Below are 24,733 nucleotides of genomic sequence, written 5' to 3'. Positions count from 1 at the left end.
TCCGCGCTAACCCGGCCACCTCGGCGCGCCATCGCAAGCGTCACGGCGTCATTGCAATCGATCGGTCAGGTGTCGCCCGCCACGCGCAACGTGATCCGGGTCAATTCGGACGGGCGGCCGAGCCGCAAGGCAAAGCCGGGCCATAGCGCGGTGCCGTTGTTGACGTAGAGCGTCATCCCGTCGACGTCGTAGCGGCCGGAGACGAAGCCGGCATTGGCGCGCGCGGCGAGGCGATCGATCCCCAGGATCAATCCGCCATGGGTGTGTCCGGAGAGTTGCAGCGCGACGCCGAGCCGGGCTGCCTTTCGTGCGTCGCTCGGCTGGTGGTCGAGCAGGACGATGGGCGCGCCTTTCGGGGCGCCGTCGAGAACCGCGGCAAGGTCGCGGATGGAATGCCCCCGGTGGCGCGACGCGCGATCGGTAATCCCCGCGATCACCAGGCGGCCGCCACCGCGTTCGAGCACGATGTGCCGGTTCTCGAGCGAGCGCAGGCCGAGCGCTTCGTAGTGCGCCATCCAGCCGTCATAGCCGAAGATATATTCGTGATTGCCCGAGATCACGTAGACGCCATCGGCCGCCATCAGGTCGCGCAGCGGCGCGATGTCGCCCCGCCGCGCATCGATGGTGCCGTCGATCAGGTCGCCGGTGATCGCGATCAGGTCGGCGCCGAGCTTGTTCGATCGCTCGACCACGGCGCGCGCCCATGGCGCAGGAAACAGCCGGCTGATGTGAAGATCGGTCAGTTGCAGGATGGTGTAGCCGTCGAACGCTCGCGGAAGTCCGCGGATCCCGACCTCGACATCCCTGAGCGGCGGAATGCGCATCGCCTGATGGACGCCGATCGCGGCGGCTGCGGCCGCGACCGCTGCAAGTGCGTAGCGGACGCCATCAGGCGCGCCGACGAAGCCGCCGTGGATCAGCGCGGCAACCAGCAGCCCGGCATCGAGCGCCAGTTGCAGCAGCGCCAGCAGCATGATCGCGCCGAACGCCCAGTTGAACAGGACGACCACCGGACGCGGAAACTCCGGCGAGAATTCCGATCCCGACGACAGCCTGTTCCAGCGGTGAAACTGCAAGGCGACCAGCACAAGCAACGCGGCAACGATCTTTGCCGCGAGCGGCCAGTCGAGCGGCCAGATGAAGCGGGCCAGGATCAGCAGGCTGGTCAGGCCGAATATGAGCTGGGGAATAGGTCTCGCTCCGGATCGGATCGGTTAAGGCTGTGCGGGTCGGCGCCCTGCGAAGGTAGGGTGGATCGGCCGCGGGCGTAAGCCGCCATCGTCAGCACATTTTCGGCAAGTCGCGCTTCGCCGAAACGCCCTGCGCTTTTGTCCCAGTAGCCCGATGAGCCAACGGGTCGCGCGAACGCGCGCCCGATGACAGGCTCCACGACATCCGGGATCCGCCTCGCAAGAACACGCCACCGGCCCCCGCATATCGCTTCGCTCATGCGGGCTACGGGCTGGCCGCCCCTGTGTCATGGCGCATACGCCAGAAGCCGCCCGATCAGTCTTCGATATCCGCAATGCGCCTGAGCACGATCACGACGGCGAGGACCAGGCCAAGTACGCCGCCGGCAACTCCGGCCAGACCAGAACCGAAGGCGCCACTGACATCCCGGTCGGACAGAACGAACGCAACCACTTCAGCGGCAAAGCCCATCCCCAGCGTCAGAGCCATGATGATTGCGACGGATTTGAAGAGTTCGATCGCAAATCGAACCGCCATGTCTTCCAGGGCGTCGAGTGCGCGGGTCATACGACGATCCGGACGAGGCACGGCCGGGCGAAGCGCGCTCCGATGCGTTCTGATTGAGGCGCTGGAGGTATCGCCGATCAATCGGTTCGCTCGGGGATTGTCGTTGGGATCGTCGAGGGCTCTGATGTCCCGCTTGAGTTCTCGCCGCACGATCAGCGTAACAAACAGCGCAAGACATAAAAGTACGGCCAGGCCAGCGTAGATGCTGATGCTACCTGCCAACAGGATCAGAAAAGCGCCGGCCCACCCGAACGCCTCGCCACAAACGTAAGCCACCGCCGTTGTGGCGATATCGGCGAAAGACGGTCTTCTTTTGGCGACGAAATCCGCCAGCCGCATCGGTTTGCCTTTCGACAGTCCGCTTCTGCACGATCAGCCTCAATCCATCAAGATGTGGAGCTGCGGTCGTCGGGTGCAATCCTTCCGCACGCAACGGCGGCGAGAATCACAAAAGCCGCTGCAAAGGCGGCCAAAAGCTCCTCTCAAATAAAACTTGAACATCGCTCATTTTCCTGATTTATTGTTGAACAATGTTCATTTCTGCGGAGCCGGTGATGCAAACCACCTCCTGGACGGACGGATCGATCGGGCCCAACCGGTCCGTGAAATCGTGGATCAAGTACGCCCCGACGATCATCACGATCGGCATCATGGCGGCATTCGCGGCGCACGGACGCATCGCACAGCCGGCCCACTACAACGATTTCGCCGACCACTCGGCCCTCTTGGGCATCCCCCACGCAGGCGATGTCTTGTCGAACATCGGCTTCGCCCTGGTCGCGAGCTGGGGCTGGCTGGCGCTGCGCCCTCACCGCAACAGCGATCAGCTTCGCACCGGATGGCCGGGCTACCGCCTGTTCCTGATCGGATTGTTCCTGACCGCCTTCGGGTCCGCGTTCTTTCACCTCGCCCCCGGCAATGGCCGGCTGACCTGGGACATGCTGCCGATTGCGCTTGCCGGCGCGGGCCTGCTCGTCGGCGTCCGCGGCGACACCCAGCCGGGATCGAAGACGAATATCGAAGCGATCGTTCTCGGGCTTTACGCCACCGCCAGCGTCGCGTGGTGGGTCGCCACCGACCGGCATGGTACGGGCGACCTTCGACCGTATCTGCTGCTGCAGGTCCTCCCGCTCATCCTGATCCCGCTCTGGCAGTCGATCTATCGTGCGCCGCGCGCCGACCGCATCGCATTCGCTGCCGCGATGATGTTGTACGTTGTGGCCAAGATCGCCGAGGTGCTCGACCATCAGATCGCAGACACGCTTCAGTACGTCAGCGGACACACCTTGAAGCATCTGCTCGCGACTTCAGCCACGGCCGCAATCGTCTGGGGACTGACGCGTCGGTTCTCCGATAGCGGTGGTCGAGCGTGCGAATGAGGACTGTAGGATGGGTAGAGCGAAGCGAAACCCATCAGGCTGCAAGCCGAGTGGCGAGATGATGGGTTTCGCTGCGCTCTACCCATCCTACGCTACGCTGCTGACCGCCGAAGCCATTGTGCAGCAATGGGCTGCCTGCACTATTTCGGAATAATGGAAAAATATCACCGATTTGCCCGACGCGTCAAGGCGCGTTTCCGAGTGCCGGCGGCAACCTGCACCTTTGCATGGGGTTGTTTTCGATATTTTGGATGGGCAGCCCTGCTTCGTCGATCGCATCAGGCGGATTGACCGGCATGGCGACCGCATCCATATGCATCTGCATGAACCGGCTGTTCCCCGCCGTTTCGCATCCACCTGGACACAGCCAAATACCATCGGCTCCCCGTCCCTAACGCTCCGGAGTCGCCGTGGCCGCCCTCTCCATTCTCGATCTCGTCCGCGTCACCGAGGAAACCGACGCGCGCGGCGCGCTCTATAACGCGCGCGATGTCGCCGTGCATGCGGAGGCTCTCGGCTATCGCCGCATCTGGGTGGCGGAGCATCACAACATGGCGGGCATCGCCAGCGCCGCGACGTCGGTCGTGATCGGGCACATCGCGGCGGGCACCAAGACCATCCGGGTCGGCGCCGGCGGCATCATGCTGCCGAACCACGCACCCTATGTCATCGCCGAGCAGTTCGGCACGCTGGCGCGGCTGTTTCCCGATCGTATCGACCTCGGCCTCGGCCGCGCGCCCGGCACCGACCAGCTCACGCTGCGCGCCCTGCGCCGCACGCCGGAATCCGCCGAGAACTTTCCGCAGGACGTGCTCGAGGTGCAGGCCTTCCTCGCCGCCGCCGGTCCCAACCAGCGCATCCAGGCGGTGCCGGCCGCCGGCACCGACGTGCCGCTGTGGATTCTCGGCTCGAGCAATTTCGGCGCGATGCTGGCCGGCGAGCTCGGCCTGCCCTACGCCTTCGCCTCGCATTTTGCCCCCGAGCTGCTGATCCAGGCGCTGCAGATCTACCGCGCCCGCTTCAAGCCGTCGGAGCAGCTCGATCGTCCCTACACCATGGTCGGCGTCAACATCATCGCCGCCGACACCGACGAGGAGGCGCGGCGGCTCGCGACCACGCAGCAGATGTCGTTCACCAACATCTTCCGCGGCGCGCGCGGCCTCAGCCAGCCGCCGATCGACGACATCGAGAGCTACTGGTCGCCGTCGGAGAAGGTGCAGGCGATGCGGATGCTCGCGCGCTCCATCATCGGCTCGCCCGCGACGGTGCGCGCCGGCATCGACGCGCTGGTCGCGGAGACCGGCGCCGACGAGCTGATGATCGTGTCCGACGTCTATGATCACCAGAAGCGGCTGCGATCGTTCGAATTGATCGCCCAGGCCGGCGGGATCACACCGCAGACGTAGCCTGCAGGATGGGTAGTGGCCTACGCACTAACGCAGCCTCACTTCGGCGCGCCGGCGGGCGCCTGCGACTGTGCGAGCTGGCCGAGCGTCACGCTCAGCGAATTCGGCGCATTGTCCCGCAGCATCGAAAGCTTGACCGAACTGCCCGGCGCGCCCGCATAGACCTTCTTGGTCAGCTCGTTGGCGCTCTTGATCGGCTCGTCATTGACCGAGGTGATCACGTCGCCTCGCCTCAATCCGGCCTTCGCTGCCGGACCGCCGGTCTGCACGCCGACCACGACCGCGCCGTGCAGATTGTTCGCACCTAAGCTTTCGGCAATGCCGGGGGTGATCGATTGAATCTGGGCGCCCATCCAGCCGCGCGTGACCATGCCCTTGTCCTTCAGCTGCGGGATCACCGTCTTCACGGTATCGGCGGGTATCGCAAACGCGACACCGACCGAGCCGCCGGAGGGCGAGAAGATCAGGCTGTTCACGCCGATCACCTCGCCATGCGTGTTGAAGCTCGGCCCGCCGGAATCGCCGCGGTTGATCCGCGCGTCGATCTGGACGAAATCTTCCGACGACCCGGTCTCCAGGTCGCGCGCACGCGCCGAGACGATTCCCGCGGTGACGGTGTTTCCGAGGCCGAATGAATTGCCGGCCGCGAGCACCCAATCGCCGGTGCGCGGCGCTTGATCCGCGAGCTTGACATAGCTGAAGTCGGTCCGCCCATCGACCTTGAGCAGGGCCAGGTCGCTGACCGGATCCTTGCCCAGGACTTTCGCCTTGTAGACCTTGTTGTCACTGGTGCGGACGTCGGCGCGGTCGCTGCCGCCGAGGACATGATTGTTCGTCACTGCATAGCCGTCCGCCGAGATGAAGAAGCCCGAACCGATCGAGGTCATCTCACCCAACTTCGGCAGATTGCCCGGTCCGCGCCTGCCGGGATCCGGAACGGCCCTTCCCGGCGTGTCCTGATCGGGAGAGCCGTCCGGCCCGAGAGAACCGCCAGGGGAGTCACCGGGAGACTCGCCTGGAGAAGAATCGTCGTCATCCGCCGCAGCCGCCACCTTGGCGTTGACGCCAATCACGGCCGGCCCGACCTTCTCGGCAAGGTCGGCGAACTCGCCAGGACCACCATTGCCATGATCCGCGCGCGAATTCACTGGCTGTGCGTGGGCAAGACTTGCGCTCACAAGACTAGCGCCCACCAGCAACGCCGACGTGAAGGCGGCGGTGACGAGCGACGTGCGAAGGCAGACGAAGGCCGAATTTCTCTGATTCATCTTCCGCGTCCATGTTTGGGATCAGCCGATTGCTCCTGGATGAATTGCCGGCCCGGACGCGACGATCAGTGAACCGTTCCCTGCAGCACAGGGGCGCAATGCCGAGCGACGGACGGCAACGGATAGAGGCGCAGACCGTTCCACCGGCATCCGCGGGTGGACGAGTGGCTCGCCACCTTTGCGCCGCTTTGCGCATCAAATCGCCGGGTTTTTGCTTGCTTTGGCCGCCTGTGCCTCTACGGTGCGCCCGCAACGACGGAGACGATCTCGACTATGGACGCCGCAATGAACTGCCCGAAATGCAATTCCGAGCATGCCTATCAGGACGGCGCTCTCTGGGTCTGCCCGGAATGTGCCCATGAGTGGAGCAGCGATGCGGCCGCGGCCGCCGAGACCGCGCAGGAAGCGGGCGTGCGCGACGCGCACGGCAACCCGCTGACGGACGGCGACAGCGTCATCGTGATCAAGGACCTCAAGGTCAAGGGCTCGTCGTCGGTGGTTAAGGGCGGCACCAAGGTCAGGAACATCCGCCTCACCGAGGGCAGCGACGGACACAACATCGCCTGCAAGATCGACGGCATCGGCGCGATGAATCTGAAATCGGAGTTCGTCAAGAAGGCCTAGCGTAGCCCAGCTTACGCATCCGCCAAGGCTTTCGCCGGTGCGGCGGCAGCCTTCGCGATGTGCCGGTTCTTGTCGTCGACCAGCACGACCCGCGGATGAAATTTGCGCGCCTCGTCGGCGTCGAAGCTGGCATAGGCGACGATGATGACCTTGTCGCCGGCCATGGCAAGCCGTGCGGCCGCGCCGTTGAGGCCGATGGTGCCCGATCCCGCCGGCGCCTCGATCACGTAGGTCGAGAACCGCGCGCCGGTGTCGATGTTATAGATGTCAACACGTTCATTGATGAGGAAACCGGCGGCCTCGATCAAATTGCGGTCGATCGAAATCGACCCCTCATAATGCAAGTCCGCTTCGGTGACGTGCGCGCGATGAATCTTGCCCTTCATCAAAGTCACTTGCATCGAGACCATCCCGTATCGTTGCGTCGGAATTTTCCGCGCCGCCAATAACGGCGCGCCGCCTCCGCGTCAACGTTGTCCGGGTGTACGCTCGCTTCGAGCGCAGTTCCGCGACGATGGGTTTGTCCTGAAATCGTCGACCGCGCCGGGCTGCAATGCTCCGCGCCACCGAAATCGGAGAATGAATGCGCTGCGGCGGAGCCTTTCCGGAGCAGGCTATTATTTGTGACCCGGTAGCGAACGCCCTACTCTCGCTTGCTCGCAATCTCGTTCGCCAAGACCACTATCACCTCGCCGTCGAGGATCGGCTTCGCGACCTCAAAGAAGCGCGCCACAGCCGGCGAATTGTTGTGCCGGTCCATCGCCGCCTGATCCAGGTATCGCTCATACGTCGAAAATATCCGCGGACTGTCGACATCCTGCGAGACGTAGTAGCCGACGGTGGACGGCTCGTTGGCGCGGACATGCTCGACGACGTCGAGCAACGCCTGACGCATCGCCGCCTCATGGCCCTTCTTCGCGCGGATGATCGCCGTGATTGCCAGCATGCACTCTCTCCGGAGGTTGGTAGCCCGTAGGACGGGTTTCGTGGAGTTTATCATCGGGCCGCGCGACGCGCGGCCCCGTTGGCTCGACCCATCCTACACGCTTTTGACTGGCTCACACCCGGCTCAACGCCTGCGCGATGTCGGCCACCAGGTCGGACGGATGCTCGATCCCGATCGAGAGCCGGATTGTCGAATCCAGCACGCCGATCCGCTTGCGGATGTCGGCCGGCACGCCGGAATGCGTCATGGTGGCCGGCAGGCTCGCGAGCGACTCGGTGCCGCCGAGGCTGACTGCGAGCTTGAAGATCTGCAGCGAGTTGAGGAATTTCTCCGCCGCCTGCTGCCCGCCGACGATATCGAACGAGAAGGTCGAACCGGCACCGCTGCTTTGGCTCGCGAACACGCGCCCCGCGGGGGACGCCGGATCGTGATGGCCGAGGTAATGCACCTGCGCCACCTTGGGATGATCGCGCAGATAGTCGGCGACGATCCGCGCGTTGCGGTCGGCCTTTTCCATGCGCAGGCTGAGCGTTTCCAGCGAACGGCTGATCATCCAGCAGGAATGCGGATCGAGCTGGGTGCCGATCGCGCCGCGCAGCGCCTTGACGTCCTTCATCAGCTTCTTCGAGCCGAGCGCCGCGCCCGCGATCAGGTCGGAATGGCCGCCGACATATTTCGTCAGCGAGTACAGCGAGAGATCGGCGCCGTGCTCGATCGGCCGCTGAAACACCGGCCCGAGCAGCGTGTTGTCGCAGGCGATGATCGGCGTATGGCCCTGTGCCTTGCCGATCGCGTCGGCGATGCGCCGCATCAGCGCGATATCGACCAGGCCGTTGGTCGGATTGGCCGGCGTCTCGATGAAGATCATCGCGACACGGCCCTTCTTCATCGCCTCGTCGGCAGCGGCGCGGATGACACTCTCGTCGAGGCCGTCGGCAAAGCCCACGGCGTGAATCGAGAAGCCCGCCAGTGTCCTGGTGAACAGCGTCTCGGTGCCGCCATAGAGCGGCTGCGAATGCAGGATCACGTCGCCGGGCCGCGCGAAGGCCAGCACCGTGGTCGAGATCGCCGACATGCCGGAGGAGAACAGCGCGCAGCTCTCGGTGCGCTCATAGATCGCAAGCCGGTCCTCGACGATCTCGCTGTTCGGATGGTTGAAGCGCGAATAGACCAGCCCCGCCCCCATGCCTTCCGGAGGCTCGCGCCGGCCCGCGACAAAGTCGAAAAAGTCCTTGCCGTCCTCGGCGGTGCGGAACACGAAGGTCGAGGTCAGGAACACGGGCGGCTTGACGGCCCCCTCCGACAGCTGCGGATCGTAGCCGTAGTTCAGCATCTGGGTTTCCGGATGCAGCAGGTGATTGCCGATATGGGTTTTGGACGGAAACGGTTTTGTCATGGCCGGTCTCCTGTTCACGGGCCGCCGCGCTGGCGGCGATTCCCGGAATGATGGGACCAGCATACCCCAGCTTTATGCCATTCAGCCAAAGCACGGCATCAGACAGTTCTGGATAACGAACGGCCGGCGTGCGCCCTGCTCCGCCGGCCGTTCCGAATTTTCACGCAGTGGTGAAGACGCGGGCTACCAGCCGCGATCCACGTTGCGCACCTCGCCGGTCCGCGCGTCGACATCGACCTTCATCCAGCGGCCGAGGCGGTCACGCCCCTCGACCTCCCACTCGTCGCCGAGGAACTGGGTATTGGACACCGTCACGATGCCGAGACCGGTCGCGACATCGAGCGCGGCCTCCATCGAGATCTGGCTACCGGAATCGTAGGCCATCGCCGGCGTCGCTGCGCCGATCGCCAGGGCCGCGATCGCGGGAATAATGAAACTTCGCATGGCTCACTCCTCATGGAACAGGATGTTATGCCGCATAAAACGAGCGGCGCACCCATCAGTTCCGACAACAGGGGTGACGATGCAGCGCGAAACTTCGGCAGTTGCGGCGATTTGGTGGCGGTTCCGGTTTCATCGACCCGCGCCGTTCGCCTTGCGCGCTCGCTTCTTCCACATTCGAAATCCGCCCTCGAATGCGTTGGCGTTGTCGCCGAACCTCACCTTGGGCGGCGGGTTGTCGACCTTGTCGGCATTGCCGCCGCCGAGCACGATGTACTCGGGCTCCAGCGCTGCGGACAGCCGCGCGATGACGTCGTCGACGCTCTTGCGCCATTTCTTCCGGCCGCGCCGCTCGAGACCCGCGGCGCCGACATAATCCTCGAACGTCGCGCCCTTGCGGTACGGCAAATGACCAAGCTCCATCGGCTCGTAGACACCGTCCACGATCATCGCGGAGCCGAGGCCGGTGCCGAGCCCGAGAAACAGCATCCGGCCGCCCTGATAGCTGCCGATCGCCTGCATCAGCGCATCGTTGACGACCCTGGTCGGGCGGCCGAACGCCCGGTGAATATCGAAGCCGGCCCAGCCGCGGCCGAGATTGTGCGGCTCGGTCAGCGGACGGTTGTGAACGACGGGTCCCGGATAACCGACCGAGATCACATCATAGGACCAGTCCTTTGTGAGCAGCTTGACCTGCCGCACCATCTCGGTCGCGGACAGAGTTGGACCTGACTCGAATTCGCGCTTGATGCGCTCCTTGTCGGTCATGACCTTCACATGCGTGCCGCCGACGTCGATCACGAGCACCGTGCGCCGCGACGCGGGCCTGTTCATTTTCTTGCTGGTCTTGTTGCCTGCCTTCTTGGCCATCAATCCGCTCTCCTATGCGCCGAGTGGAGCAGAGAAACGTATCGCGCGCCACAGCGGCGTTCTGGATCCGACTCCAATTTGTTCGCCAAGAACGAATCGGAATCAGGAAAATCGGCGCGATCCAGATGTTAACAACGCACATACATCGACCGCATCCGAACAATCGATGTTGTATCATGATGGGATTATTGCTCTCGGCGTGCAACACCGCGGCGCATCTCAGGCACACTGCGTTCTCCCGCATCACTGATCGATCGATGAGTCGCACTAAGGCAGCGTTCCCGATCCGACTCCAGTTTGTTCGCGAGGAACGAATCGGAATCGAAAAATCGGCGCGAAGCGATTCTTAACAAGAGGTTTGCGCGCTCGATGCCGCGGCACTTGGTATGGCGGATGAGCGCAAGCGTAATCGGACATCCATCGACGACATCACTGCGTCGGGTTACTCCGCGCCGATTATCGGCCGTGCTTCGCGCGGACCGGTCGGGCCGCCCGCCCTGCACGCTGAGCGAGCCGCCAGCCTTTGAGGTGAAGCCAGAGCGCTTCGGCGACCGGTCCGTGCGAATGCTGGCGATGACGGACTGCCGCAAGATTTTCCTCGCGGCCCGGAAAATTCGGTCCGGCGATGCTGATCAGCCTGCCGTCCCGCAGCTCGTCCTCGATCAGCCATGCGGGCAGATGGCCCCAGGCAAGACGATGCAGGATCAGCTCCTTCTTCATCATCTGGTCCGGCACGCTACACCGGTGCGCACCTTCGATCAGGAAGAAGTTTTCCGACGACGCTCGCCGCGCCGTGTCGCGGATGACGCACTGCGTGAAGGGACGTATCTGCTCCGGCGAGATCCGCTTCGTCCACGCAAACGGCAGAAAGCCGGGAGCGACGACCGGCACCATGGTCGTGCGCGAGAGCTTGATCTGTTCGAAGCGCGGATCGGACGGCTCCGCGCGATGAAACACCAGATCAGCGTTATCATCGATCAGGCGCTCGAGCGGCCCGCCGACCGCCTCATACTCCAGGTGCAGGCGCGTGTTGGGATAGCGGGCAAAGAACGCCGAGAGCATCTGCAGCACCGGCGGCCGCGGGCACAGGTCGCCGATGACGACGCGCAGGACGACCTCTTCTCCGCCGGCAAGCTGCTCCGCATACCCCTGCAGCAGATCGAGCTCGCGCAGCGTCACCTGCGCGCGTGCGTGAAACGTCCGGCCGGCGTCCGTCAGCCCGATACGGTATCCGCTGCGATCGAACAGCGTGAGGCCGAGCTGCTGCTCGAGCCGGGCGACCGCCGCGAACACCGACGGGTGCGACCGGTTCAGCGCCGTGCCGGCGGCCTGAAAGCTTCCCTTGGTCGCGACAGCGTCAAAGCAGCGCAAATCGTGCAGCTTGATCCGATCCATTGTCCATAAAACCTACAGAGATTGATCAATCTTAGTAATTTTTCTTCGGAGGCGCGAGTCCTAGCCTGGCTCGACGCGAAGCCTGCCGGCTTCCACCAGCACAAGGGACTGACGAGATGAGCAGCGATCGACACTTCACCACGGCGGATGGCTGCCGGATTGCGTACTGTATCGACGGCCCCGTCGATCGGCCGGTGCTCGCGCTGTCGAACTCGATCGCCACCAACCTGCACATGTGGGATCGTTCGATGCCGGCCCTCAGCCGGTCGTTTCGGGTGCTCCGCTACGACACCCGCGGTCACGGCGGGTCGGACGCACCGGTGGGCGCCTACTCGATCGACCGGCTCGGCCGCGACGTGGTCGAACTGCTCGACGCCCTCGGCATCGATCGCGCGCATTTCCTCGGTCTGTCGCTCGGCGGCTTCGTCGGGCAATGGCTCGGCATCTTCGCGCCTGACCGCATCGACCGCCTGATCCTCTCGAACACCTCGTCCTATCTGGCGTCCGAACTGGCGTTCGACGAACAGATCCGCGCGGTGCTCGCGGCCACGGACATGAATGGAATCGCAGACGGCTTCATGCGCAACTGGTTTCCGGCAGCGATGCTGGCCGCGCCGAACGAGGTCGTCGACGAATTCCGCAACATGGTGCTGACCACGCCGCCGCGCGGTCTCGCCGGATGTTACGCCGCACTGCGCGACGTCGATCTCCGCCGCGTCATCTCGCTGATTGCGGCGCCGACCCTCGTGATCGGCGGCGAGAGCGACGCGGTCACGCGGGCCAATCATAGCGCTGATATCGCCGCGACAATCACCGATGCCAAGCTCGTTCTGCTGCCCGGCGTTCATATCCTCAATATTGAGCAGGCGGATCGATTCAACAGCGAGGTCGTGAGCTTCCTGGCGCTCTCCGCCCTATGACTGTGTAGCCCGGATGAGCGAAGCGACATCCGGGACCGCTCCAAGAGTACGTGATCGGGCCCCGCTTATCGCTTCGCTCATGCGGGCTACATGGATCACGCACCACATGTTCCCCATTCGACTCCATTTTGTTCGCAAAGAACGAATCGGAATCGAACAAATCAGCGCGGAGCGATTCTTAACAACAGGTTTGCGGACCCAATGCCGATCGGCTCTGTGGAGCGAATTAGCGCAAGCGTAATCCGCTCTCTGCCGCCTTGAGACAGCGCCGGGTTACACGGAGCTGACCCGTCCGTGCCGTCCAACGTCGTATCCAAGCTCCGGCCGCAACGCGCGCATCTTCTCCGCCAGCCTTTGGCTCGCCGTCTCCTGCGCCCGCGCAAGGCGATTGACCAGCGCGACATATTCCGCATCGCTCTTGTGCTGGTTGAGCTTTGACTGGCCCTCGATCTCGTCGACGACGATGTCGATCACCCTGATCCCCGCCAGCATCGCTTCGCGCTTGCCGGGCTCCATCTGCGTCAGGTCCCAGGGCTGCTTTTGCAACCGCGCCTCGGAGACCGCGAGCAGCGCGTCGCCATGGCCGCGGTTCTCGCCGTGATCGCGCAGATGCGCGACGCCGGACAAATGCACCGCCTCGTAGAGCCAGGTCGAAACGTTGTCGGGTGAGACATACCAGTCGTTCGAGATGTAGGCGTCATCGCCGGAGACGATCAGGAGGAAGCGCCTGACACCGTCGGCGAGCTCGACCAGCGGATTCTTCGCGGTGAGATGGATCTGCACGATCATGCGCTCGTCGCGCCGCTCGATCACGAACGGCACGTGGGACGCGCGCGGGCCGCGTGCATCGGCGGCGACGATGGCGCCGAAGCCGCGCGCCGCCGCAAAGGCGAGCGCGCGGTCTTGCTCAATGCGAAACTGGGGACGGAGGATGTGCATGGCGGCAGCGCTCGCGAGCTGGAGGGAGACGACCCAGCAAGGCTAGCGCAACTTTCGCCGGAGATCACCGCCATGCACGATCCGGCTCAGCAGATCCTGGCATTGTCGCCGTGATCGCAGACGCCGCCGGGCTGGTCGCGCGGCGGCGCCTCGGACTCGCCGAAATGCGGGACCGCCATGCGCGGCGGACCACCGCTCCAGCGGCCGGCGGCGGCATGGCTCTTCGCGAGCGCGGATGGGCCCGCCGCCGGCACTTCGTGTGCCATGGCCGACGCCGTCAGCATGGCGAGCGCGGTCAGCGCGGCCGCAATCTGTTTGATCCTGGACATCAGTTGCTCCTGTTGGACTCGGCGCGCCGGCGCATTGTTCGCCGCCCGCCGATCGGTTCGCGCTCACATCAAGATCGATCGCTCTGCCGTCTTGTTCCGACGCCATGAGGCAAGCGTTTGGATGCAAGACAGTCCACCCGTGCATCTTCTTCCACGTCGACCCGACACGATCGGTTGATCGCAGCGTGACAGACGAGATCCCGACGCGAACCCGCAAATCAAACCGGCTCCGCCGCCTGCGACAAGACAGCCCGACGGACAACTCAGCAAAACATGTCGATATCAGAATAAGAAAATATTCCGCTTACTGCCCTTTGCTCGCGGCCCATGGGTGCGATCAGACAAAACATGTCGCGAGAATGCGGATATATGACTCGCAGCGAACCACACATTCGATGTCGTCCCGGCGAATGGAGAAAGATGCGCGCACCGACTCCATCACCGTCATGCCGGCAGCAGAGGCGAAGGCTTTGCCCGAGAATGATCGAGCTTAGCAATGCCGCGGAATTCCAATCCGCCGTTGAACTGACGGCAACTAGCAGGTTACGCTGCCTTCACGCTCACGCCCTCCCGCTGGAAGGATTCCCCATGAACGGCAATCGATATTATGGCGTCCGCGTCGAGGGCGCGAAATACGGCGTGGGGTTCGGCTCGGCGCTGGCGATCGCGATCTCCTACACCAAGAACCATTCGATCCTGTGGGCCATCATCCACGGTATCCTGGGCTGGCTCTACGTCATCTACGCCGCACTGTTCGGGTGATGCGCACAAGATGACGGTCATCTCAATCCAGTCACAGGTCGCCTGGGGCCATGTCGGCAACAGCGCCGCCAGCTTTCCGATCCAGCTGCACGGCATCGATGTCGTCGCCGTGCCGACCACGCTGCTCAGCAACCGGCCGGGCTATCCGACCATCCGCGGCCGGGTGCTCGACGTGCAGCTGGTCGCTGACCTGCTGCGCGGCATCGAGGAGCGCGGCGCGGTCGAAGCCGCGCGGCTGATCCTGTCGGGCTATCTCGGCTCGGCCGACATCGCGATGGACGTGGCCGACTTCGTCGAGCGCGCGAAGGCGACGAACCCGGCCCTGCTCTATTGCTGCGATCCCGTGCTGGGCGACCGCGACCGCGGCATGTTCGTGCGATCGGACATTCCGCCGCTGGTGCGCGACCAGCTCTGCCCGCTCGCCGACATCATCACGCCCAACCATTTCGAGTTCGAATTCCTCTGCGGCGCGCGCGTGACGACGATCGATGACGTCGTCGCGCAGGCGAGCGCGCTGATGGCGCAGGGACCTGCGACCGTTGTCATCACCAGCGCCGAGCTGGCGGGCACGCCGCACAGCGAGATCGAGACGCTGGCGATCGAGCGCACTCAATCCGACAAGACTTGCGCCTGGCGCGTGCGCACGCCGAGGGTTCCGATCAGCCCGTCCGGCACCGGAGACCTGTTCGCCGCGCTGTTCGTCGCCGCCCGCACGCGCGGCCTGGCGACGCCGGATGCGCTCAGCCACGCCGCGTCAGGCATCCACGGCGTGCTGGAGCGCACGGCGCAGAGCGGAACCGAGGAAATGCGCATTGTCGAAAGCGCCGGCGTGATGCTTGATCCGAAGCCGCGCTTCGCGGCGGTTACCATCGCCGCATCCTGACATCCGGGACAGGTCTTCATGATCGACATCACCACCCTCCTCACCTACGCCGCCGTCGTGCTCGGCCTGTTCCTGATCCCCGGGCCGGCGGTGCTGCTGGTGCTCGCGCGCTCGGTCACCGGCGGAGCGCGCGTCGGCGTCGCGACCGGGTTCGGTATCGCGCTCGGCGATCTCGTCCACACCGCGATGGCGACATTCGGCCTCTCGGCCGTGCTGATGACCTCGGCGCTGGCGTTCTCGGTCGTGAAATATGCCGGCGTGATCTACCTGATCGTGCTCGGCGTCCGCGCCCTGTTCGAGAAGAACGACGAGCTGGATTTGCCGGCGGCGCAGCCGGTCGATCCGCGCCGCGCGTTCCGGCAGGCAATCTGGGCGGAAATGCTCAATCCGAAGACCGCGCTGTTCTTCCTCGCCTTCCTGCCGCAGTTCGTGCATCCCGGCCACGGCTCGGCGGTGGCGCAGTTCGCGACCCTCGGCCTGATCTTCGTCGTCATGAGCGCGGTCTACACCTCGCTGCTGGCGCTCGCCGCCGGCCAGATCAGCCCGTGGATCAGGCGGCATCGCCGCATCGGGCAATGGCAGGGCCGCGTGGTCGGCACGATCTATATCGCGCTCGGCGTCCGCCTTGCGTTCCAGGAGCGCTGATGTCTCCGCTCAAGCCGCAGGCCAGCTACGACGACTTCGCCCGCCTCGATATCCGGATCGGCAAGGTCGTCGAGGTGCAGCCGTTTCCCCGCGCCCGCAATCCGTCCTACAAGGTCGGCGTCGATGTCGGCGCCGGGCGAATCATGTGGTCGAGCGCGCAGATCACGAATTACGAGCCGGCGGCGCTGGTCGGCTCGCTGGTCGTGTGCATCTGCAATCTTGGGCCGAAGAACATCGCGGGTTTCACCTCGGAACTCCTGATCCTCGGCGCCAAGGACGCCAGCGGCGAGGTGATCGTGCTCGGCCCGCGCAGCGAGGTTGCGATCGGCGAGCCGATCTTCTGACGTCGGGCTGATCACGGCCGCGTGATTCAAATCGTCTGGATTCCCCGTAGTTTACCGATGGGGGATCACCCGGATTCTCAGTGCCCGCGCGCGCTGCTATTGCAGCGCGCGAGAATCGCTTCGGCATGGGAATCGGAAGAATGTCCGCAGTTTTCTTTCACTGCTCCGACGACAAGCACGTCATCCTGGATCGCACCGGCGCCGCGATGGATCTGGCGGAGGCGCGCGTGTATGCGGAGCAATTGGCGCGCAGCTTTGTCATGACACCGAGCGTGGAGGACTGGCGCAACTGGGCGGTTCACGTCACCGACGACATCGGAACCGAGATCTTCGAGCTGCCGTTCACCGCCATCCTCGGCGAGCTGCACTGAGGGCATGCCATGAATGCGATGGAACTTGCCCTGCAGCCGTTGCGGCGCCACCTCGCCCGCCTCGTCGCGCGCTGCGTCGCGCTGATCGATGGCGTCATCAATCCCTATCGCCCCGAACTGTACTACATGCGCGGACCAGGCCCGAAATGCCGCGCCCGGCGGCAAGCCACACTGCGCGACTAGCTTCGCGGCATCCCCGACGAGAAAAGGCCGGCGGGCGTTACGCCACCGGCCTTCTCCTGCAGCTGCCGGTTCCCGGAGTCCGGTTCCGCTGCGATTCCACTTGGTCTTGAGCTTGCGACGACTGTTTTAATCAAATCTTAACGGCATGGCGGTGAGCTGGTTCAAAGGACTCCTTCGCCGTGCGGCGTGGCTTGTTCGTTCGTCGTGCTTGATGCGCTGCACATCGTTTTTGCGCCGATCGCACGCCGATTGTGCGCCACGCATCTTAGGGAATGCTCGACTCAGTGTTACCCTGTGATGCAAACCGAAACGGAGACTTCGGAATGCCGTACTACACCTTCGATCTCGTGGTGGGGGACGAGTTCCGCAATCAAGGAACCATCATCCTCGAAGACATCAGCCTCGCCTCCGACCGCGCCGACCAGCTCGCCAACGAGCTGTCGCAGGTCAAGCCGGAGCTGAAGGCGCGCGGCTGCGCAGTGCGCGTCACCGACATCGACCGGCGCGAGCTCTACCGCACGCCGCTCGATCCCGTGCCGCGGTGGCGCCGGGCGGGCTAGCGTCCGTCGGTTAGGGTTGCGGCGATCGCGCTCGCGCGGTCCCTGTGTCGTTGCGCGACGGCGGGGTCGTCTAGCCTGCCCGCCGTCAGCTCTGATGCGGTCCGCGCATCATCTTCAGCGCGTCCTCGATATGGCGCCAGTCGCGCGCGTCGTCGGTCTCGCCCTTGCTCTCGCAAGCCACGGCGTTCTGCGCGGCCTGGGCGATCGCCTCCGGACCGTGCTTCAACAGCATCTGCCGCGCGATGGTGTGGATTTGCATCTCGGCTAACATGGCGCTCTCCTCGGCTGTCGACTGCTGACATCAGAAACCACTGAGCGCCGCGTCTGGTTCCAGCAGCGCGCCGGGCGCGACACAATCAGCGGTTCCCACACGGTGCGGCGGCGGTTACAGAGAGAGCCATGGCGCAGAACATCTACGACGATCCCGGCTTCTTCGCCGGCTACAGCCAGCTGCCGCGGCAGGTCCGCGGACTGCTCGGCGCGCCCGAATGGCCGGCGATCCGCGCCATGCTGTCCGATGTCGCGGGCAAGCGCGTGGTCGATCTCGGCTGCGGCTTCGGCTGGGTGTCGCGCTGGATGCGCGAGCAAGGCGCATCCGACGTGCTCGGCATCGACCTCTCGCAGAACATGATCGCCCGCGCCGCGGCCATGACGCAGGATGCGGCGATCACCTACGAGATCGCCGACCTCGAGACGCTCGAGCTGCCGAAATCGACATTCGATCTCGCCTACTCCGCCCTCGCCTTCCACTACATCAGGGATTTCGATCGCCTGGCGCGCATGCTGTATCGCGCGCTGGTCCCGGAGGGGCATCTGGTCTTCACCGTCGAGCATCCGGTCTACATGGCGGCCGTCCATCCGGACTGGGGGCAGGACGAAGACGGCCGCAAGACCTGGCCGGTCAACCGCTACTTCATCGAAGGCGAGCGCCGGACCGACTGGTATGTGAAGGGTGTGCTGAAATATCACCGCACCATCGGCACCACGCTCAACGCGTTGATCGCCGCCGGCTTCACGCTGCGCCATGTCGAGGAGTTCTGCCCGACGCGGGAGCAGATCAAGGCCGCACCCGAACTGGCCGACGAGCTCGAACGGCCGATGATGCTGCTGGTGTCAGCGCAGCGCTAGGCCGCGAGCAGCTTGTCGAACTCCTCGGGCGGGTATGATTTCCCGTCCTTGTCGGTGATCACCACCTGCCACCCTTCGCTCGCCCAGACCTTGGCCTTGGCGATGATGATGAAGGTGCTCTCGCGCTCGATCCTGACCGTTTCGTTCTCGCGTTCTGCGATCATCTTGTAGGCCAACGCTTGTCCCTCGCCGACTTGGTCCATCCGGCGTTTGTTGGCAGCGGCTTTGGGCCGGATTTCGCTGGGACTGTGACAATTTGGTGGAACCGCCGGCGCAGGATCCGCCAGCGCGCAACCTTCGGTCGCGCCTATGCGAGCTTTCCCATCAAGGTCGGCATATCCAGCGCCAATGAGCTGACGTTGACGCTGCGCGCGAATCGCATCTGCGGTCCCTCGAAGGTGCGGGTCACGGTGTCGCGAAACGCCGATTCCACGAAGGTCCAGGTCATCACGAAAGTGCGCAGGTCGCGCCAGGTACCGCTCGCGACCACGCGCATCAGGTCGGGCTGGTATTCGTGATGCAACTTGTTGCCGGTCATCGTCGTGGTGCCCTCGCGCGGCGCATCGAGGCCGACCTCGATCCGGTGCGTGCCTCTGCCGTCCTCGAGCGTGCGAAGCCGTCCGTTTCTTGATTGTTGTTTGGCATCGCCGCCCTCCAAAGCAGAACGGAGGCTATGGCGTCGGCCTGCGCTGTCAACGCATGCGGCGCGCATGGCGGCCACAAGAAAAAATCCCGCCTTGGAAGGACACCAAGGCGGGGAAGGTTCATTGGGTGGAAATCCACGCGCCCGGAAATGGAGAGCGCGGGGAAGTAGCGGCAACAATTCTATTTGCCGCCGTCGTTCGGACAACAGGATTAAAGCGCGCGCAGCGCCGGGACTTTTTCCCGATCCAGCTGGCAAAAATCCCGGACCTCGCCTGTGCGGCGCGGTTCACTGCACCACGTCGAGCCTGACATTCGTGATGCCCTTGCCGATCATGCCGAGCGATTGCGCCGCAGAATGCGAGACGTCGACGATGCGCCCGGGAACGTAGGGTCCGCGGTCATTGACGCGCACCGTGACCGAACGGCCGCTCTTGACGTCGGTGACGCGAAGCCTGGTGCCGAACGGCAATGTCGGATGCGCGGCGGTCAACTCGCGCCCGTCGAACTTCTCGCCGCTCGCGGTCGGCTGCTCCTCACTGTAGAAGCTCGCGACGCCGTGCGAGGCGATCTTGCTGTTGCCCGTCCTGCGCGAGGCATAAGGCGTATGCCTGCGCGCCGTGGCGACGCGTGTGCGCGTGGCAGATGACGCAGCCCGTGACGGCTCGATCGATGCCGGCCGGCTCGCGAGCGCCTGCGAGCGCTGGCTGACAACGGAGGACTGCGCGCACGCCGCGAGCGACGCCGCGCCGATCATCACGGCGAGCAGCCGGAGCGGCTTTCGGGCATGCGCAAACAGGATCGGGGCCGCAGCACCATGCGCGCTGCATTTGACGCCGACGTACGAGTTGACTGCATCGTCGCGTGACATGTTGCACCCCCAACTTGCGCCCCCAGCCCAAGCCGAAAATCCAACGGCCTATCAGCCGAATCCAATCGGGGCGGAACGGTGGCGGAGCGCGGTCAGACCTGCCGCACGCGATGCGATTTCCCCTCGGATGTGGTGGATGCGCCACACAACCCGGACGCTTCACCCGGAAATGCCGGCTTGAAGCGCCGCACTCGGGCCGTGGATGGCCACGCCCCCTCGCCCCCGGGTTTCGGTTCCCCAAACTCCCCAACCTCTCCACCCTCTCGCCTTGCTTTGGTCAAACCGGACTGGAGTCGTGGGGACAGGGTCAGGGGTCAATACAGAGCGTAAATTTGCCGGCCGCCCATTTGCGGTTGACCTTGGAATGAAACGGGGACCGCCATGCAATCGACACTGAAAGACGCAGATCCACACGATATTTTCGCGATCGAACCGAGCTTCGCTCCGGTACGTCCGGACAACGCCGCAGCGCCAGCCGGAAGGGCAGCGCCGGGGCAACGCGAGCCCTATTTCGGCTCAAGCCTCGCGCCTACGTCCACACCCCCGGTCGCGGCCGTCGCCTCGGTGCCGCCGGTCACGCCAATGTCAGTGGCGGCCGAGCCGGCCTATAGCGCGCCAAGCCATGACGGCCGACTGGACGACATCAGATTGGACCGCGCGCCGCGCCCCACCAGCAAATGGGCGATCCGCGCCTTCTGGTTCTGCTTCGCGATCGCTGGCGCCATGGGCACCGCGGCGTGGCAGCACTACGGCGATCGCGCCAAGCAGATCGCCGCCGAGTGGGCGCCCCAGATCGCTGCACTGACTTCGCTGATCCCAGGCAAGGCAGCCTCCGCCTCGGATCAGGCGAGTGCGCCGCCAGCACCGGCGGCGACAACCGATCAGGCGGCAGCTGAAGCTGCACCGGCCACTCCGCCACAGGACGTCGCCACGGCCGTGCCCGCCGCAGCCGCGCCGGCGCCCGCCCCTGTCGCGGCCCCGGCTGCCACAGCAGCACCGGTTGCGCCCGCTACCGCGGCGGCACCAGCCGCAACGGCACCCGACCAGACGCAATTGCTGCAATCGATGGCGCGCGATCTCGCGTCGATGGGACAGCAGATCGAGCAGTTGAAGACCAGCATCGATCAGCTCAAGGCCGGCCAGGATCAGTTGGCACAGCGCGTCGCGAAGACGACCGAGACCAGGGCCGTCGAGCCGCGGCCGGTCGCTCCGCCGCGCCCGCGCGCCGCGGTCACGCCACAGGCGGCGCCGCATGCCGCCGTTGCGCCGCCGCCGGTGCGCCGACCGGCGCAGGCCTATATCCCGCCGCCTCCACCGCCCGCATCAGCAGCGCCGCTGCCGGCTCCCGCCGCCGCCCCACAGGCGGTTGCGGCACCGCGGCCGGTGCAGCAGCAGTCCTCGGTTGTTGACGCGGATGATGGCGGCCCGGTGGTTCGGCCGCCGATGCCGCTGCGCTGAGCCTGACTGACCTTTAAAAAAGCGTGCGGCCGATCGCGATGACGCGATCGGCCGCAATACACTTTGTATTCGAATTACGCGCTCTGTCCCGGCGGCAGAACGACCACGGTCGCGCCCGGCTTGACCCGCTGATAAAGGTCGATCACGTCGCCATTGGTCATGCGAATGCAGCCCGACGAGATCGCCTGCCCGATATATTCGGGCTGGTTGGTGCCATGGATGCGATACAGCGTGTCCTTGTTGCCCTGGTAGAGGTAGATGCCGCGGGCACCGAGCGGATTGGCCGGTCCACCGGCGACACGCTTCGGATACGGCCCGAGCCGCTCCTGGATATCCTGGGTCGGAACCCAATCCGGCCATTCGGCCAGGCGGCCGACCGTGGCGACGCCGGAGAAGGCCATCGCCTCCTCGCCGACGGCGACGCCGTAACGGATCGCCTTGCCGCCGGGCAGCACGTAATAGAGGTAGCGCGCGTCGGTATCGACCAGGATCGAGCCCGGCTGCTCCCGACGGGTGTACTCGACAATGTGCCGCTGGAACTGCTGCGGGATCTTGGCATCCGCATAGGGCGGATGCGCCAGCAATTGCCGATCGCGCGACGTCATCGCGACATCCGTCGCCGGCGACAGCGTCGCCTGCATGCACCCGCCAAGCGCAAGTGATCCCACCAGCACCGCAGCAAGCCCCAACTTTGACACGATCATTCTCCCCTGCGTCAACTTGTGCCACATGCTGCCGAAATCGTGCTCAAATCGTGGCAGCGCAGGTTGGAACACGTCCGTTTGATCGGTTCTTTCCGTGAGTGTGTCCTGGCGGTTGCACTCGGTTCCCTTGGACGCTAGCTTCACAAAAAACGTCCAAAACCTCCGGAGGAAATTCATGCGTTACGCCCTGCTGATCGGCGGCCTGATTGTCGCAGCAACCCCTGCCCATGCCGATCCGCGCGCGGCCTATGTCACGATGGTGCTTCAGGCCTTTGCCGCCAAGGTCGAGTGCCCCGGCACCGATCTGGTCTATCAGGACCTCGTGCAGCGGGCGCAGGACATGCATCTGCCCGACGGCACCACCGAGAAGGTGCGCAAGGCGATCGCCTTCATGCATACCGGCGGCAAGATGGGCGAGAAGCAGGCCGACGACCTGATGACGGAAGTTGCGATCGCAACCCAGACCACCGACCTCGATCAGCGCCGCGCCGGCAGCATGACGACCTGGTGCCAGGACCAGAAGACGCGGCTCGCGGGCTACATCAGGACGAAGGAATAGAAAGCGTTTTCGAGCGAAGCCTGTCCCGCACTTGATGCGGGATGGGCACCGGTTCGCGTGAAGAAAACACGTCGAACGAGAATCCTCAATCGAGCTCCGGCGGCGCGAACCAGTTGGTCAGCGACAGGCCGCCATCGACCACGATCGACGCCCCGGTGACGTAACCGGAGAGCTTGTGCGAGAGCACGGCAAGCGCCATCGGCGCAAGATCGTCCGCCTGGCCAAGCCGTCCGAGCGGAATATGCTTTGCCAGCGCGGGATCGGCGACGAAGCCGCCGGCCGCGATCGCGCCGGGCACCAGCGCATTGACGCGGATGCCATAGCGGCCCCAGCTCTTGGCAAGCTCCTTCACCAGCATCGCCATGCCGGCCTTCGCGGTCGAGTAATGCGGCAGGTTGCGTGGCGTGCCGGCATGCAGCGAGGTGAGCAGCAGGAACGAGCCCGGCGTCTTCGCCGCGATCAGCCTGCGCGCCAGTTCGCGCGACAAATGAAAGCCGGCATCGAGATTGACCGCATGCATCTGCCGCCAGATCTCTTGATCGACGGCCATCGCATGATCGGCTTCGCGGCGCGGCGGCGAAGCACTGTGGACGAAATGGGTCACCTGCCCGAGCGAGGCTTGCGCATGCGCCAGCAGGGCGTCGTACGCCGCGTGCTGCGCGAGATCGCCGGCCCACGCGACCGCGAGTTCGGGACGCGGCGCGGCCTTGATCGCCGCCAGAACCCTGTCCTCATGCAGATCGGCAAACACCGTCCGCACACCTTCGCCGACCAGGGCCTGCGCAATGGCGCGGCCGATGCCGTTGCCCGCGCCGGTGACCAGGGCTGTCTCGCGTGCGGGATCGAACGGCGATGTGAAGAGGCTCATGATCGCGAAACTCCCGGGATTGGCAGACCTGCGCTCAGTAGGGCGGCGCCTTGCGCGCCCGCTGTACCTTGGCGGCTTCGATCCACCAGGAAAAATCCTCGGCAAAGCGCGGAAAGGCGCGTTCGAGCGCCTTGCCGCCCTCGCCGATCGGCTTGCCCTCGGCCGACAGCGTCTGCGCGATCGGCCCCGCACCGATCGTGCTCGATACCACCACCATGCCCATCTCGGACAGCGTACCGTGCCAGGCGGTCGCGGCACGCACGCCGGCGAACCGCCCGGCCGAATAGCTTGCGATCGCCGCGGGACGCCAGAACCATTCCTCGAGGAAATGGTCGGTCAGGTTCTTCAGCCCGGGCTGAATGCCCCAATTGTATTCGCCGGTGACGAACAGGAAGCCGTCGGCGTCGCGGATTTTTCCGGCGAGCGTTTCGAGCACGGCCGGCGCCTGCCCCTTGGGATGTTCCTTGTACATCCGGTCGAGCATCGGCAGGCCGACCTCCTTGGCATCGATCAACTCGACATCGTTGCCGCGGGCACGAAGGCCGTCGACGACGAAGTGTGCCAGCCGGATGCCCATGCGATCCGAGCGATAGGAGCCGTAGAACACGAGTATGCGGTGGGTCATGGGGCGATCCTAGCACGGTGCGGCAACAGCGTCCTGCGGCGCGGGCGCGGTGAGCCGCCGCGCACAAGTGTTAACCGGCATGCCGGCTCGTTCCGCCAGCATTAAGCAATTCGTCGCAGGCCCTTCGCCGTGGCCAAAAATCGCCAGATTTGTTTTCTGGATATGTTTTCGCTTCGAGAAGGAGGAACCGACATGCGGATCGCAAAGCTGGTTTTCGCAGGCTCGCTCGCAGCCATCGCTGCCGTTGCCACGCCCGCGCTGGGCAAGAGTACCGAGCGGCAGAAGGCCGACGACAAATCCACGACCACCACCTCGTCCGGCTGCCAGGCCTATCAGCAGGCCGCCGATGGCACCTGGAACCAGCTCCCCTGCGGCGAAGCGGGCTCGAACGGCGCCACCCAGCACCGCCCCGCGGCCAAGGGCGCTGACGACGACGAGCACTGACGTGTCACGCCTGCC

Annotated in this window: 34 protein-coding genes; 15 read left to right on the top strand and 19 right to left on the bottom strand. The window is 64.9% G+C overall.

Annotated features, from left to right (window positions below):
• Positions 1-65: 65 nt before the first annotated feature.
• Positions 66-1,190, bottom strand: coding sequence for a metallophosphoesterase (locus ACVW1B_RS12045; RefSeq protein ID WP_253610021.1), 1,125 nt, complete (start codon positions 1,188-1,190; stop codon positions 66-68).
• 316 nt (positions 1,191-1,506) lie between these two features.
• The gene (locus ACVW1B_RS12040) at positions 1,507-2,097 is read right to left on the bottom strand and encodes a hypothetical protein (protein WP_253608845.1); all 591 of its coding nucleotides are present in this window, start codon (positions 2,095-2,097) and stop codon (positions 1,507-1,509) included.
• A gap of 311 nt (positions 2,098-2,408) precedes the next feature.
• Between ACVW1B_RS12040 and ACVW1B_RS12035 the strand changes: the two genes are divergently transcribed.
• The gene (locus ACVW1B_RS12035) at positions 2,409-3,137 is read left to right on the top strand and encodes a hypothetical protein (RefSeq protein ID WP_253608846.1); all 729 of its coding nucleotides are present in this window, start codon (positions 2,409-2,411) and stop codon (positions 3,135-3,137) included.
• 184 nt (positions 3,138-3,321) lie between these two features.
• On the opposite strand, the gene ACVW1B_RS12030 is transcribed toward ACVW1B_RS12035, so the two are convergent.
• Positions 3,322-3,462 (bottom strand): hypothetical protein, encoded by a 141-nt coding sequence (locus ACVW1B_RS12030; RefSeq protein WP_456821623.1) that lies wholly within the window; start codon positions 3,460-3,462, stop codon positions 3,322-3,324.
• Positions 3,463-3,547: 85 nt separating this feature from the next.
• Here ACVW1B_RS12030 and ACVW1B_RS12025 point away from each other — a divergent pair, with 85 nt between their 5' ends.
• Positions 3,548-4,543: an LLM class flavin-dependent oxidoreductase gene (locus ACVW1B_RS12025; protein ID WP_253608848.1), complete on the top strand. Its 996-nt coding sequence runs from the start codon at positions 3,548-3,550 to the stop codon at positions 4,541-4,543.
• A gap of 38 nt (positions 4,544-4,581) precedes the next feature.
• On the opposite strand, the gene ACVW1B_RS12020 is transcribed toward ACVW1B_RS12025, so the two are convergent.
• The gene (locus ACVW1B_RS12020; protein WP_253608849.1) at positions 4,582-5,811 is read right to left on the bottom strand and encodes a S1C family serine protease; all 1,230 of its coding nucleotides are present in this window, start codon (positions 5,809-5,811) and stop codon (positions 4,582-4,584) included.
• Between the two features lie 273 nt (positions 5,812-6,084).
• Between ACVW1B_RS12020 and ACVW1B_RS12015 the strand changes: the two genes are divergently transcribed.
• Positions 6,085-6,435: a zinc ribbon domain-containing protein YjdM gene (locus ACVW1B_RS12015; protein WP_028332282.1), complete on the top strand. Its 351-nt coding sequence runs from the start codon at positions 6,085-6,087 to the stop codon at positions 6,433-6,435.
• An 11-nt stretch (positions 6,436-6,446) separates the two neighbouring features.
• On the opposite strand, the gene panD is transcribed toward ACVW1B_RS12015, so the two are convergent.
• From panD to ACVW1B_RS11985, 6 genes are all read right to left on the bottom strand, one after another.
• Positions 6,447-6,836: an aspartate 1-decarboxylase gene (panD, locus tag ACVW1B_RS12010; protein WP_253639907.1), complete on the bottom strand. Its 390-nt coding sequence runs from the start codon at positions 6,834-6,836 to the stop codon at positions 6,447-6,449.
• A gap of 242 nt (positions 6,837-7,078) precedes the next feature.
• Positions 7,079-7,381, bottom strand: coding sequence for a putative quinol monooxygenase (locus tag ACVW1B_RS12005; protein ID WP_057019963.1), 303 nt, complete (start codon positions 7,379-7,381; stop codon positions 7,079-7,081).
• A 112-nt stretch (positions 7,382-7,493) separates the two neighbouring features.
• Positions 7,494-8,777 (bottom strand): cystathionine gamma-synthase family protein, encoded by a 1,284-nt coding sequence (locus ACVW1B_RS12000; RefSeq protein WP_253608851.1) that lies wholly within the window; start codon positions 8,775-8,777, stop codon positions 7,494-7,496.
• A 183-nt stretch (positions 8,778-8,960) separates the two neighbouring features.
• Entirely contained in the window at positions 8,961-9,221 is a 261-nt protein-coding gene (locus ACVW1B_RS11995) for a PepSY domain-containing protein (protein ID WP_092086263.1), read from the bottom strand.
• 129 nt (positions 9,222-9,350) lie between these two features.
• A complete protein-coding gene (locus ACVW1B_RS11990) occupies positions 9,351-10,088 on the bottom strand; it encodes an ROK family protein (protein ID WP_456821622.1) in 738 nt (245 codons plus the stop codon).
• A 456-nt stretch (positions 10,089-10,544) separates the two neighbouring features.
• A complete protein-coding gene (locus ACVW1B_RS11985; protein ID WP_253608853.1) occupies positions 10,545-11,483 on the bottom strand; it encodes a LysR family transcriptional regulator in 939 nt (312 codons plus the stop codon).
• A 116-nt stretch (positions 11,484-11,599) separates the two neighbouring features.
• Here ACVW1B_RS11985 and ACVW1B_RS11980 point away from each other — a divergent pair, with 116 nt between their 5' ends.
• Positions 11,600-12,403: an alpha/beta fold hydrolase gene (locus ACVW1B_RS11980; protein ID WP_253608854.1), complete on the top strand. Its 804-nt coding sequence runs from the start codon at positions 11,600-11,602 to the stop codon at positions 12,401-12,403.
• 273 nt (positions 12,404-12,676) lie between these two features.
• Here ACVW1B_RS11980 and ACVW1B_RS11975 read toward each other — a convergent pair whose 3' ends face one another.
• Both ACVW1B_RS11975 and ACVW1B_RS11970 read right to left on the bottom strand, forming a co-directional pair.
• Positions 12,677-13,342, bottom strand: coding sequence for an FMN-binding negative transcriptional regulator (locus ACVW1B_RS11975; RefSeq protein ID WP_253608855.1), 666 nt, complete (start codon positions 13,340-13,342; stop codon positions 12,677-12,679).
• 86 nt (positions 13,343-13,428) lie between these two features.
• Positions 13,429-13,671, bottom strand: coding sequence for a hypothetical protein (locus ACVW1B_RS11970; RefSeq protein ID WP_253608856.1), 243 nt, complete (start codon positions 13,669-13,671; stop codon positions 13,429-13,431).
• A gap of 588 nt (positions 13,672-14,259) precedes the next feature.
• Here ACVW1B_RS11970 and ACVW1B_RS11965 point away from each other — a divergent pair.
• From ACVW1B_RS11965 to ACVW1B_RS11935, 7 genes are all read left to right on the top strand, one after another.
• Positions 14,260-14,433, top strand: a complete 174-nt coding sequence (locus ACVW1B_RS11965; RefSeq protein WP_016840760.1) for a hypothetical protein — start codon at positions 14,260-14,262, stop codon at positions 14,431-14,433.
• A gap of 10 nt (positions 14,434-14,443) precedes the next feature.
• On the top strand, positions 14,444-15,316 hold the full coding sequence (pdxY, locus tag ACVW1B_RS11960; RefSeq protein ID WP_253608857.1) for a pyridoxal kinase PdxY: 873 nt from the start codon (positions 14,444-14,446) through the stop codon (positions 15,314-15,316).
• Positions 15,317-15,334: 18 nt separating this feature from the next.
• The gene (locus ACVW1B_RS11955) at positions 15,335-15,961 is read left to right on the top strand and encodes a LysE family translocator (protein WP_028344883.1); all 627 of its coding nucleotides are present in this window, start codon (positions 15,335-15,337) and stop codon (positions 15,959-15,961) included.
• Positions 15,961-16,305, top strand: coding sequence for a tRNA-binding protein (locus ACVW1B_RS11950; RefSeq protein ID WP_057019951.1), 345 nt, complete (start codon positions 15,961-15,963; stop codon positions 16,303-16,305). Before ACVW1B_RS11955 ends, ACVW1B_RS11950 begins: the two co-directional genes overlap by 1 nt.
• 140 nt (positions 16,306-16,445) lie before the next feature.
• Entirely contained in the window at positions 16,446-16,676 is a 231-nt protein-coding gene (locus tag ACVW1B_RS11945; RefSeq protein ID WP_028332292.1) for a DUF6894 family protein, read from the top strand.
• A 9-nt stretch (positions 16,677-16,685) separates the two neighbouring features.
• Complete coding sequence (locus ACVW1B_RS11940; protein WP_253608858.1) at positions 16,686-16,859, top strand: hypothetical protein; 174 nt, start codon at positions 16,686-16,688, stop codon at positions 16,857-16,859.
• 323 nt (positions 16,860-17,182) lie between these two features.
• Positions 17,183-17,419 (top strand): hypothetical protein, encoded by a 237-nt coding sequence (locus ACVW1B_RS11935; RefSeq protein ID WP_016840755.1) that lies wholly within the window; start codon positions 17,183-17,185, stop codon positions 17,417-17,419.
• Positions 17,420-17,504: 85 nt separating this feature from the next.
• Here the strand turns inward: ACVW1B_RS11935 and ACVW1B_RS11930 are convergent, their stop codons facing one another.
• Positions 17,505-17,690 (bottom strand): hypothetical protein, encoded by a 186-nt coding sequence (locus ACVW1B_RS11930; protein ID WP_016840754.1) that lies wholly within the window; start codon positions 17,688-17,690, stop codon positions 17,505-17,507.
• Positions 17,691-17,818: 128 nt separating this feature from the next.
• Between ACVW1B_RS11930 and ACVW1B_RS11925 the strand changes: the two genes are divergently transcribed.
• Positions 17,819-18,547: a class I SAM-dependent methyltransferase gene (locus ACVW1B_RS11925; protein ID WP_253608859.1), complete on the top strand. Its 729-nt coding sequence runs from the start codon at positions 17,819-17,821 to the stop codon at positions 18,545-18,547.
• Here ACVW1B_RS11925 and ACVW1B_RS11920 read toward each other — a convergent pair.
• From ACVW1B_RS11920 to ACVW1B_RS11910, 3 genes are all read right to left on the bottom strand, one after another.
• On the bottom strand, positions 18,544-18,750 hold the full coding sequence (locus ACVW1B_RS11920; RefSeq protein WP_057019948.1) for a hypothetical protein: 207 nt from the start codon (positions 18,748-18,750) through the stop codon (positions 18,544-18,546). The two genes, ACVW1B_RS11925 and ACVW1B_RS11920, sit on opposite strands and share 4 nt — an antisense overlap.
• Before the next feature lie 104 nt (positions 18,751-18,854).
• Positions 18,855-19,268, bottom strand: a complete 414-nt coding sequence (locus tag ACVW1B_RS11915) for a hypothetical protein (RefSeq protein WP_456821621.1) — start codon at positions 19,266-19,268, stop codon at positions 18,855-18,857.
• Between the two features lie 210 nt (positions 19,269-19,478).
• Complete coding sequence (locus tag ACVW1B_RS11910; protein ID WP_253608861.1) at positions 19,479-20,060, bottom strand: septal ring lytic transglycosylase RlpA family protein; 582 nt, start codon at positions 20,058-20,060, stop codon at positions 19,479-19,481.
• A 582-nt stretch (positions 20,061-20,642) separates the two neighbouring features.
• Between ACVW1B_RS11910 and ACVW1B_RS11905 the strand changes: the two genes are divergently transcribed.
• Positions 20,643-21,518 carry a hypothetical protein gene (locus tag ACVW1B_RS11905; protein WP_225163042.1) on the top strand — a complete coding sequence of 292 codons (876 nt, stop codon included), beginning with the start codon at positions 20,643-20,645 and terminating at the stop codon, positions 21,516-21,518.
• A gap of 74 nt (positions 21,519-21,592) precedes the next feature.
• On the opposite strand, the gene ACVW1B_RS11900 is transcribed toward ACVW1B_RS11905, so the two are convergent.
• Entirely contained in the window at positions 21,593-22,222 is a 630-nt protein-coding gene (locus ACVW1B_RS11900) for a L,D-transpeptidase (protein ID WP_016843930.1), read from the bottom strand.
• A gap of 175 nt (positions 22,223-22,397) precedes the next feature.
• Between ACVW1B_RS11900 and ACVW1B_RS11895 the strand changes: the two genes are divergently transcribed.
• A complete protein-coding gene (locus ACVW1B_RS11895) occupies positions 22,398-22,781 on the top strand; it encodes a hypothetical protein (protein ID WP_016843931.1) in 384 nt (127 codons plus the stop codon).
• 85 nt (positions 22,782-22,866) lie between these two features.
• On the opposite strand, the gene ACVW1B_RS11890 is transcribed toward ACVW1B_RS11895, so the two are convergent.
• Both ACVW1B_RS11890 and ACVW1B_RS11885 read right to left on the bottom strand, forming a co-directional pair.
• Positions 22,867-23,649, bottom strand: coding sequence for an SDR family NAD(P)-dependent oxidoreductase (locus ACVW1B_RS11890; protein WP_253608862.1), 783 nt, complete (start codon positions 23,647-23,649; stop codon positions 22,867-22,869).
• A gap of 34 nt (positions 23,650-23,683) precedes the next feature.
• On the bottom strand, positions 23,684-24,274 hold the full coding sequence (locus ACVW1B_RS11885) for an NADPH-dependent FMN reductase (RefSeq protein ID WP_253608863.1): 591 nt from the start codon (positions 24,272-24,274) through the stop codon (positions 23,684-23,686).
• Between the two features lie 192 nt (positions 24,275-24,466).
• On the opposite strand from ACVW1B_RS11885, the gene ACVW1B_RS11880 reads away from it, so the two are divergent.
• The gene (locus tag ACVW1B_RS11880) at positions 24,467-24,718 is read left to right on the top strand and encodes a hypothetical protein (RefSeq protein WP_057019943.1); all 252 of its coding nucleotides are present in this window, start codon (positions 24,467-24,469) and stop codon (positions 24,716-24,718) included.
• Positions 24,719-24,733: the final 15 nt, after the last annotated feature.

Source organism: Bradyrhizobium sp. USDA 4502 (assembly GCF_054063355.1).
The sequence above is the reverse complement of the archived record's forward strand: the minus strand, read 5'-3'. Positions and strand labels throughout refer to the sequence as shown.

What these genes read in the sequence shown, in the direction of transcription:
- ACVW1B_RS11965 (WP_016840760.1), top strand. Translation starts at nt 14,260, where the DNA reads ATGAACGGCAATCGATATTATGGCGTCCGCGTCGAGGGCGCGAAATAC.
- ACVW1B_RS11980 (WP_253608854.1), top strand. Translation starts at nt 11,600, where the DNA reads ATGAGCAGCGATCGACACTTCACCACGGCGGATGGCTGCCGGATTGCG.
- ACVW1B_RS12035 (WP_253608846.1), top strand. Translation starts at nt 2,409, where the DNA reads ATGGCGGCATTCGCGGCGCACGGACGCATCGCACAGCCGGCCCACTAC.
- ACVW1B_RS11990 (WP_456821622.1), bottom strand. Translation starts at nt 10,088, where the DNA reads ATGGCCAAGAAGGCAGGCAACAAGACCAGCAAGAAAATGAACAGGCCC.
- ACVW1B_RS11920 (WP_057019948.1), bottom strand. Translation starts at nt 18,750, where the DNA reads ATGGACCAAGTCGGCGAGGGACAAGCGTTGGCCTACAAGATGATCGCA.
- ACVW1B_RS11970 (WP_253608856.1), bottom strand. Translation starts at nt 13,671, where the DNA reads ATGTCCAGGATCAAACAGATTGCGGCCGCGCTGACCGCGCTCGCCATG.
- ACVW1B_RS11910 (WP_253608861.1), bottom strand. Translation starts at nt 20,060, where the DNA reads ATGTCACGCGACGATGCAGTCAACTCGTACGTCGGCGTCAAATGCAGC.
- ACVW1B_RS11955 (WP_028344883.1), top strand. Translation starts at nt 15,335, where the DNA reads ATGATCGACATCACCACCCTCCTCACCTACGCCGCCGTCGTGCTCGGC.
- ACVW1B_RS11940 (WP_253608858.1), top strand. Translation starts at nt 16,686, where the DNA reads ATGAATGCGATGGAACTTGCCCTGCAGCCGTTGCGGCGCCACCTCGCC.
- ACVW1B_RS11935 (WP_016840755.1), top strand. Translation starts at nt 17,183, where the DNA reads ATGCCGTACTACACCTTCGATCTCGTGGTGGGGGACGAGTTCCGCAAT.
- ACVW1B_RS11995 (WP_092086263.1), bottom strand. Translation starts at nt 9,221, where the DNA reads ATGCGAAGTTTCATTATTCCCGCGATCGCGGCCCTGGCGATCGGCGCA.
- ACVW1B_RS12040 (WP_253608845.1), bottom strand. Translation starts at nt 2,097, where the DNA reads ATGCGGCTGGCGGATTTCGTCGCCAAAAGAAGACCGTCTTTCGCCGAT.
- ACVW1B_RS11985 (WP_253608853.1), bottom strand. Translation starts at nt 11,483, where the DNA reads ATGGATCGGATCAAGCTGCACGATTTGCGCTGCTTTGACGCTGTCGCG.
- ACVW1B_RS12000 (WP_253608851.1), bottom strand. Translation starts at nt 8,777, where the DNA reads ATGACAAAACCGTTTCCGTCCAAAACCCATATCGGCAATCACCTGCTG.
- ACVW1B_RS11885 (WP_253608863.1), bottom strand. Translation starts at nt 24,274, where the DNA reads ATGACCCACCGCATACTCGTGTTCTACGGCTCCTATCGCTCGGATCGC.
- ACVW1B_RS11975 (WP_253608855.1), bottom strand. Translation starts at nt 13,342, where the DNA reads ATGCACATCCTCCGTCCCCAGTTTCGCATTGAGCAAGACCGCGCGCTC.
- ACVW1B_RS12030 (WP_456821623.1), bottom strand. Translation starts at nt 3,462, where the DNA reads ATGCAGATGCATATGGATGCGGTCGCCATGCCGGTCAATCCGCCTGAT.
- ACVW1B_RS12015 (WP_028332282.1), top strand. Translation starts at nt 6,085, where the DNA reads ATGGACGCCGCAATGAACTGCCCGAAATGCAATTCCGAGCATGCCTAT.
- panD (WP_253639907.1), bottom strand. Translation starts at nt 6,836, where the DNA reads ATGCAAGTGACTTTGATGAAGGGCAAGATTCATCGCGCGCACGTCACC.
- ACVW1B_RS11905 (WP_225163042.1), top strand. Translation starts at nt 20,643, where the DNA reads ATGTCAGTGGCGGCCGAGCCGGCCTATAGCGCGCCAAGCCATGACGGC.
- ACVW1B_RS11930 (WP_016840754.1), bottom strand. Translation starts at nt 17,690, where the DNA reads ATGTTAGCCGAGATGCAAATCCACACCATCGCGCGGCAGATGCTGTTG.
- ACVW1B_RS11900 (WP_016843930.1), bottom strand. Translation starts at nt 22,222, where the DNA reads ATGATCGTGTCAAAGTTGGGGCTTGCTGCGGTGCTGGTGGGATCACTT.
- ACVW1B_RS12005 (WP_057019963.1), bottom strand. Translation starts at nt 7,381, where the DNA reads ATGCTGGCAATCACGGCGATCATCCGCGCGAAGAAGGGCCATGAGGCG.
- ACVW1B_RS12020 (WP_253608849.1), bottom strand. Translation starts at nt 5,811, where the DNA reads ATGAATCAGAGAAATTCGGCCTTCGTCTGCCTTCGCACGTCGCTCGTC.
- ACVW1B_RS11890 (WP_253608862.1), bottom strand. Translation starts at nt 23,649, where the DNA reads ATGAGCCTCTTCACATCGCCGTTCGATCCCGCACGCGAGACAGCCCTG.
- ACVW1B_RS11895 (WP_016843931.1), top strand. Translation starts at nt 22,398, where the DNA reads ATGCGTTACGCCCTGCTGATCGGCGGCCTGATTGTCGCAGCAACCCCT.
- ACVW1B_RS11950 (WP_057019951.1), top strand. Translation starts at nt 15,961, where the DNA reads ATGTCTCCGCTCAAGCCGCAGGCCAGCTACGACGACTTCGCCCGCCTC.
- ACVW1B_RS11945 (WP_028332292.1), top strand. Translation starts at nt 16,446, where the DNA reads ATGTCCGCAGTTTTCTTTCACTGCTCCGACGACAAGCACGTCATCCTG.
- ACVW1B_RS11880 (WP_057019943.1), top strand. Translation starts at nt 24,467, where the DNA reads ATGCGGATCGCAAAGCTGGTTTTCGCAGGCTCGCTCGCAGCCATCGCT.
- pdxY (WP_253608857.1), top strand. Translation starts at nt 14,444, where the DNA reads ATGACGGTCATCTCAATCCAGTCACAGGTCGCCTGGGGCCATGTCGGC.
- ACVW1B_RS11925 (WP_253608859.1), top strand. Translation starts at nt 17,819, where the DNA reads ATGGCGCAGAACATCTACGACGATCCCGGCTTCTTCGCCGGCTACAGC.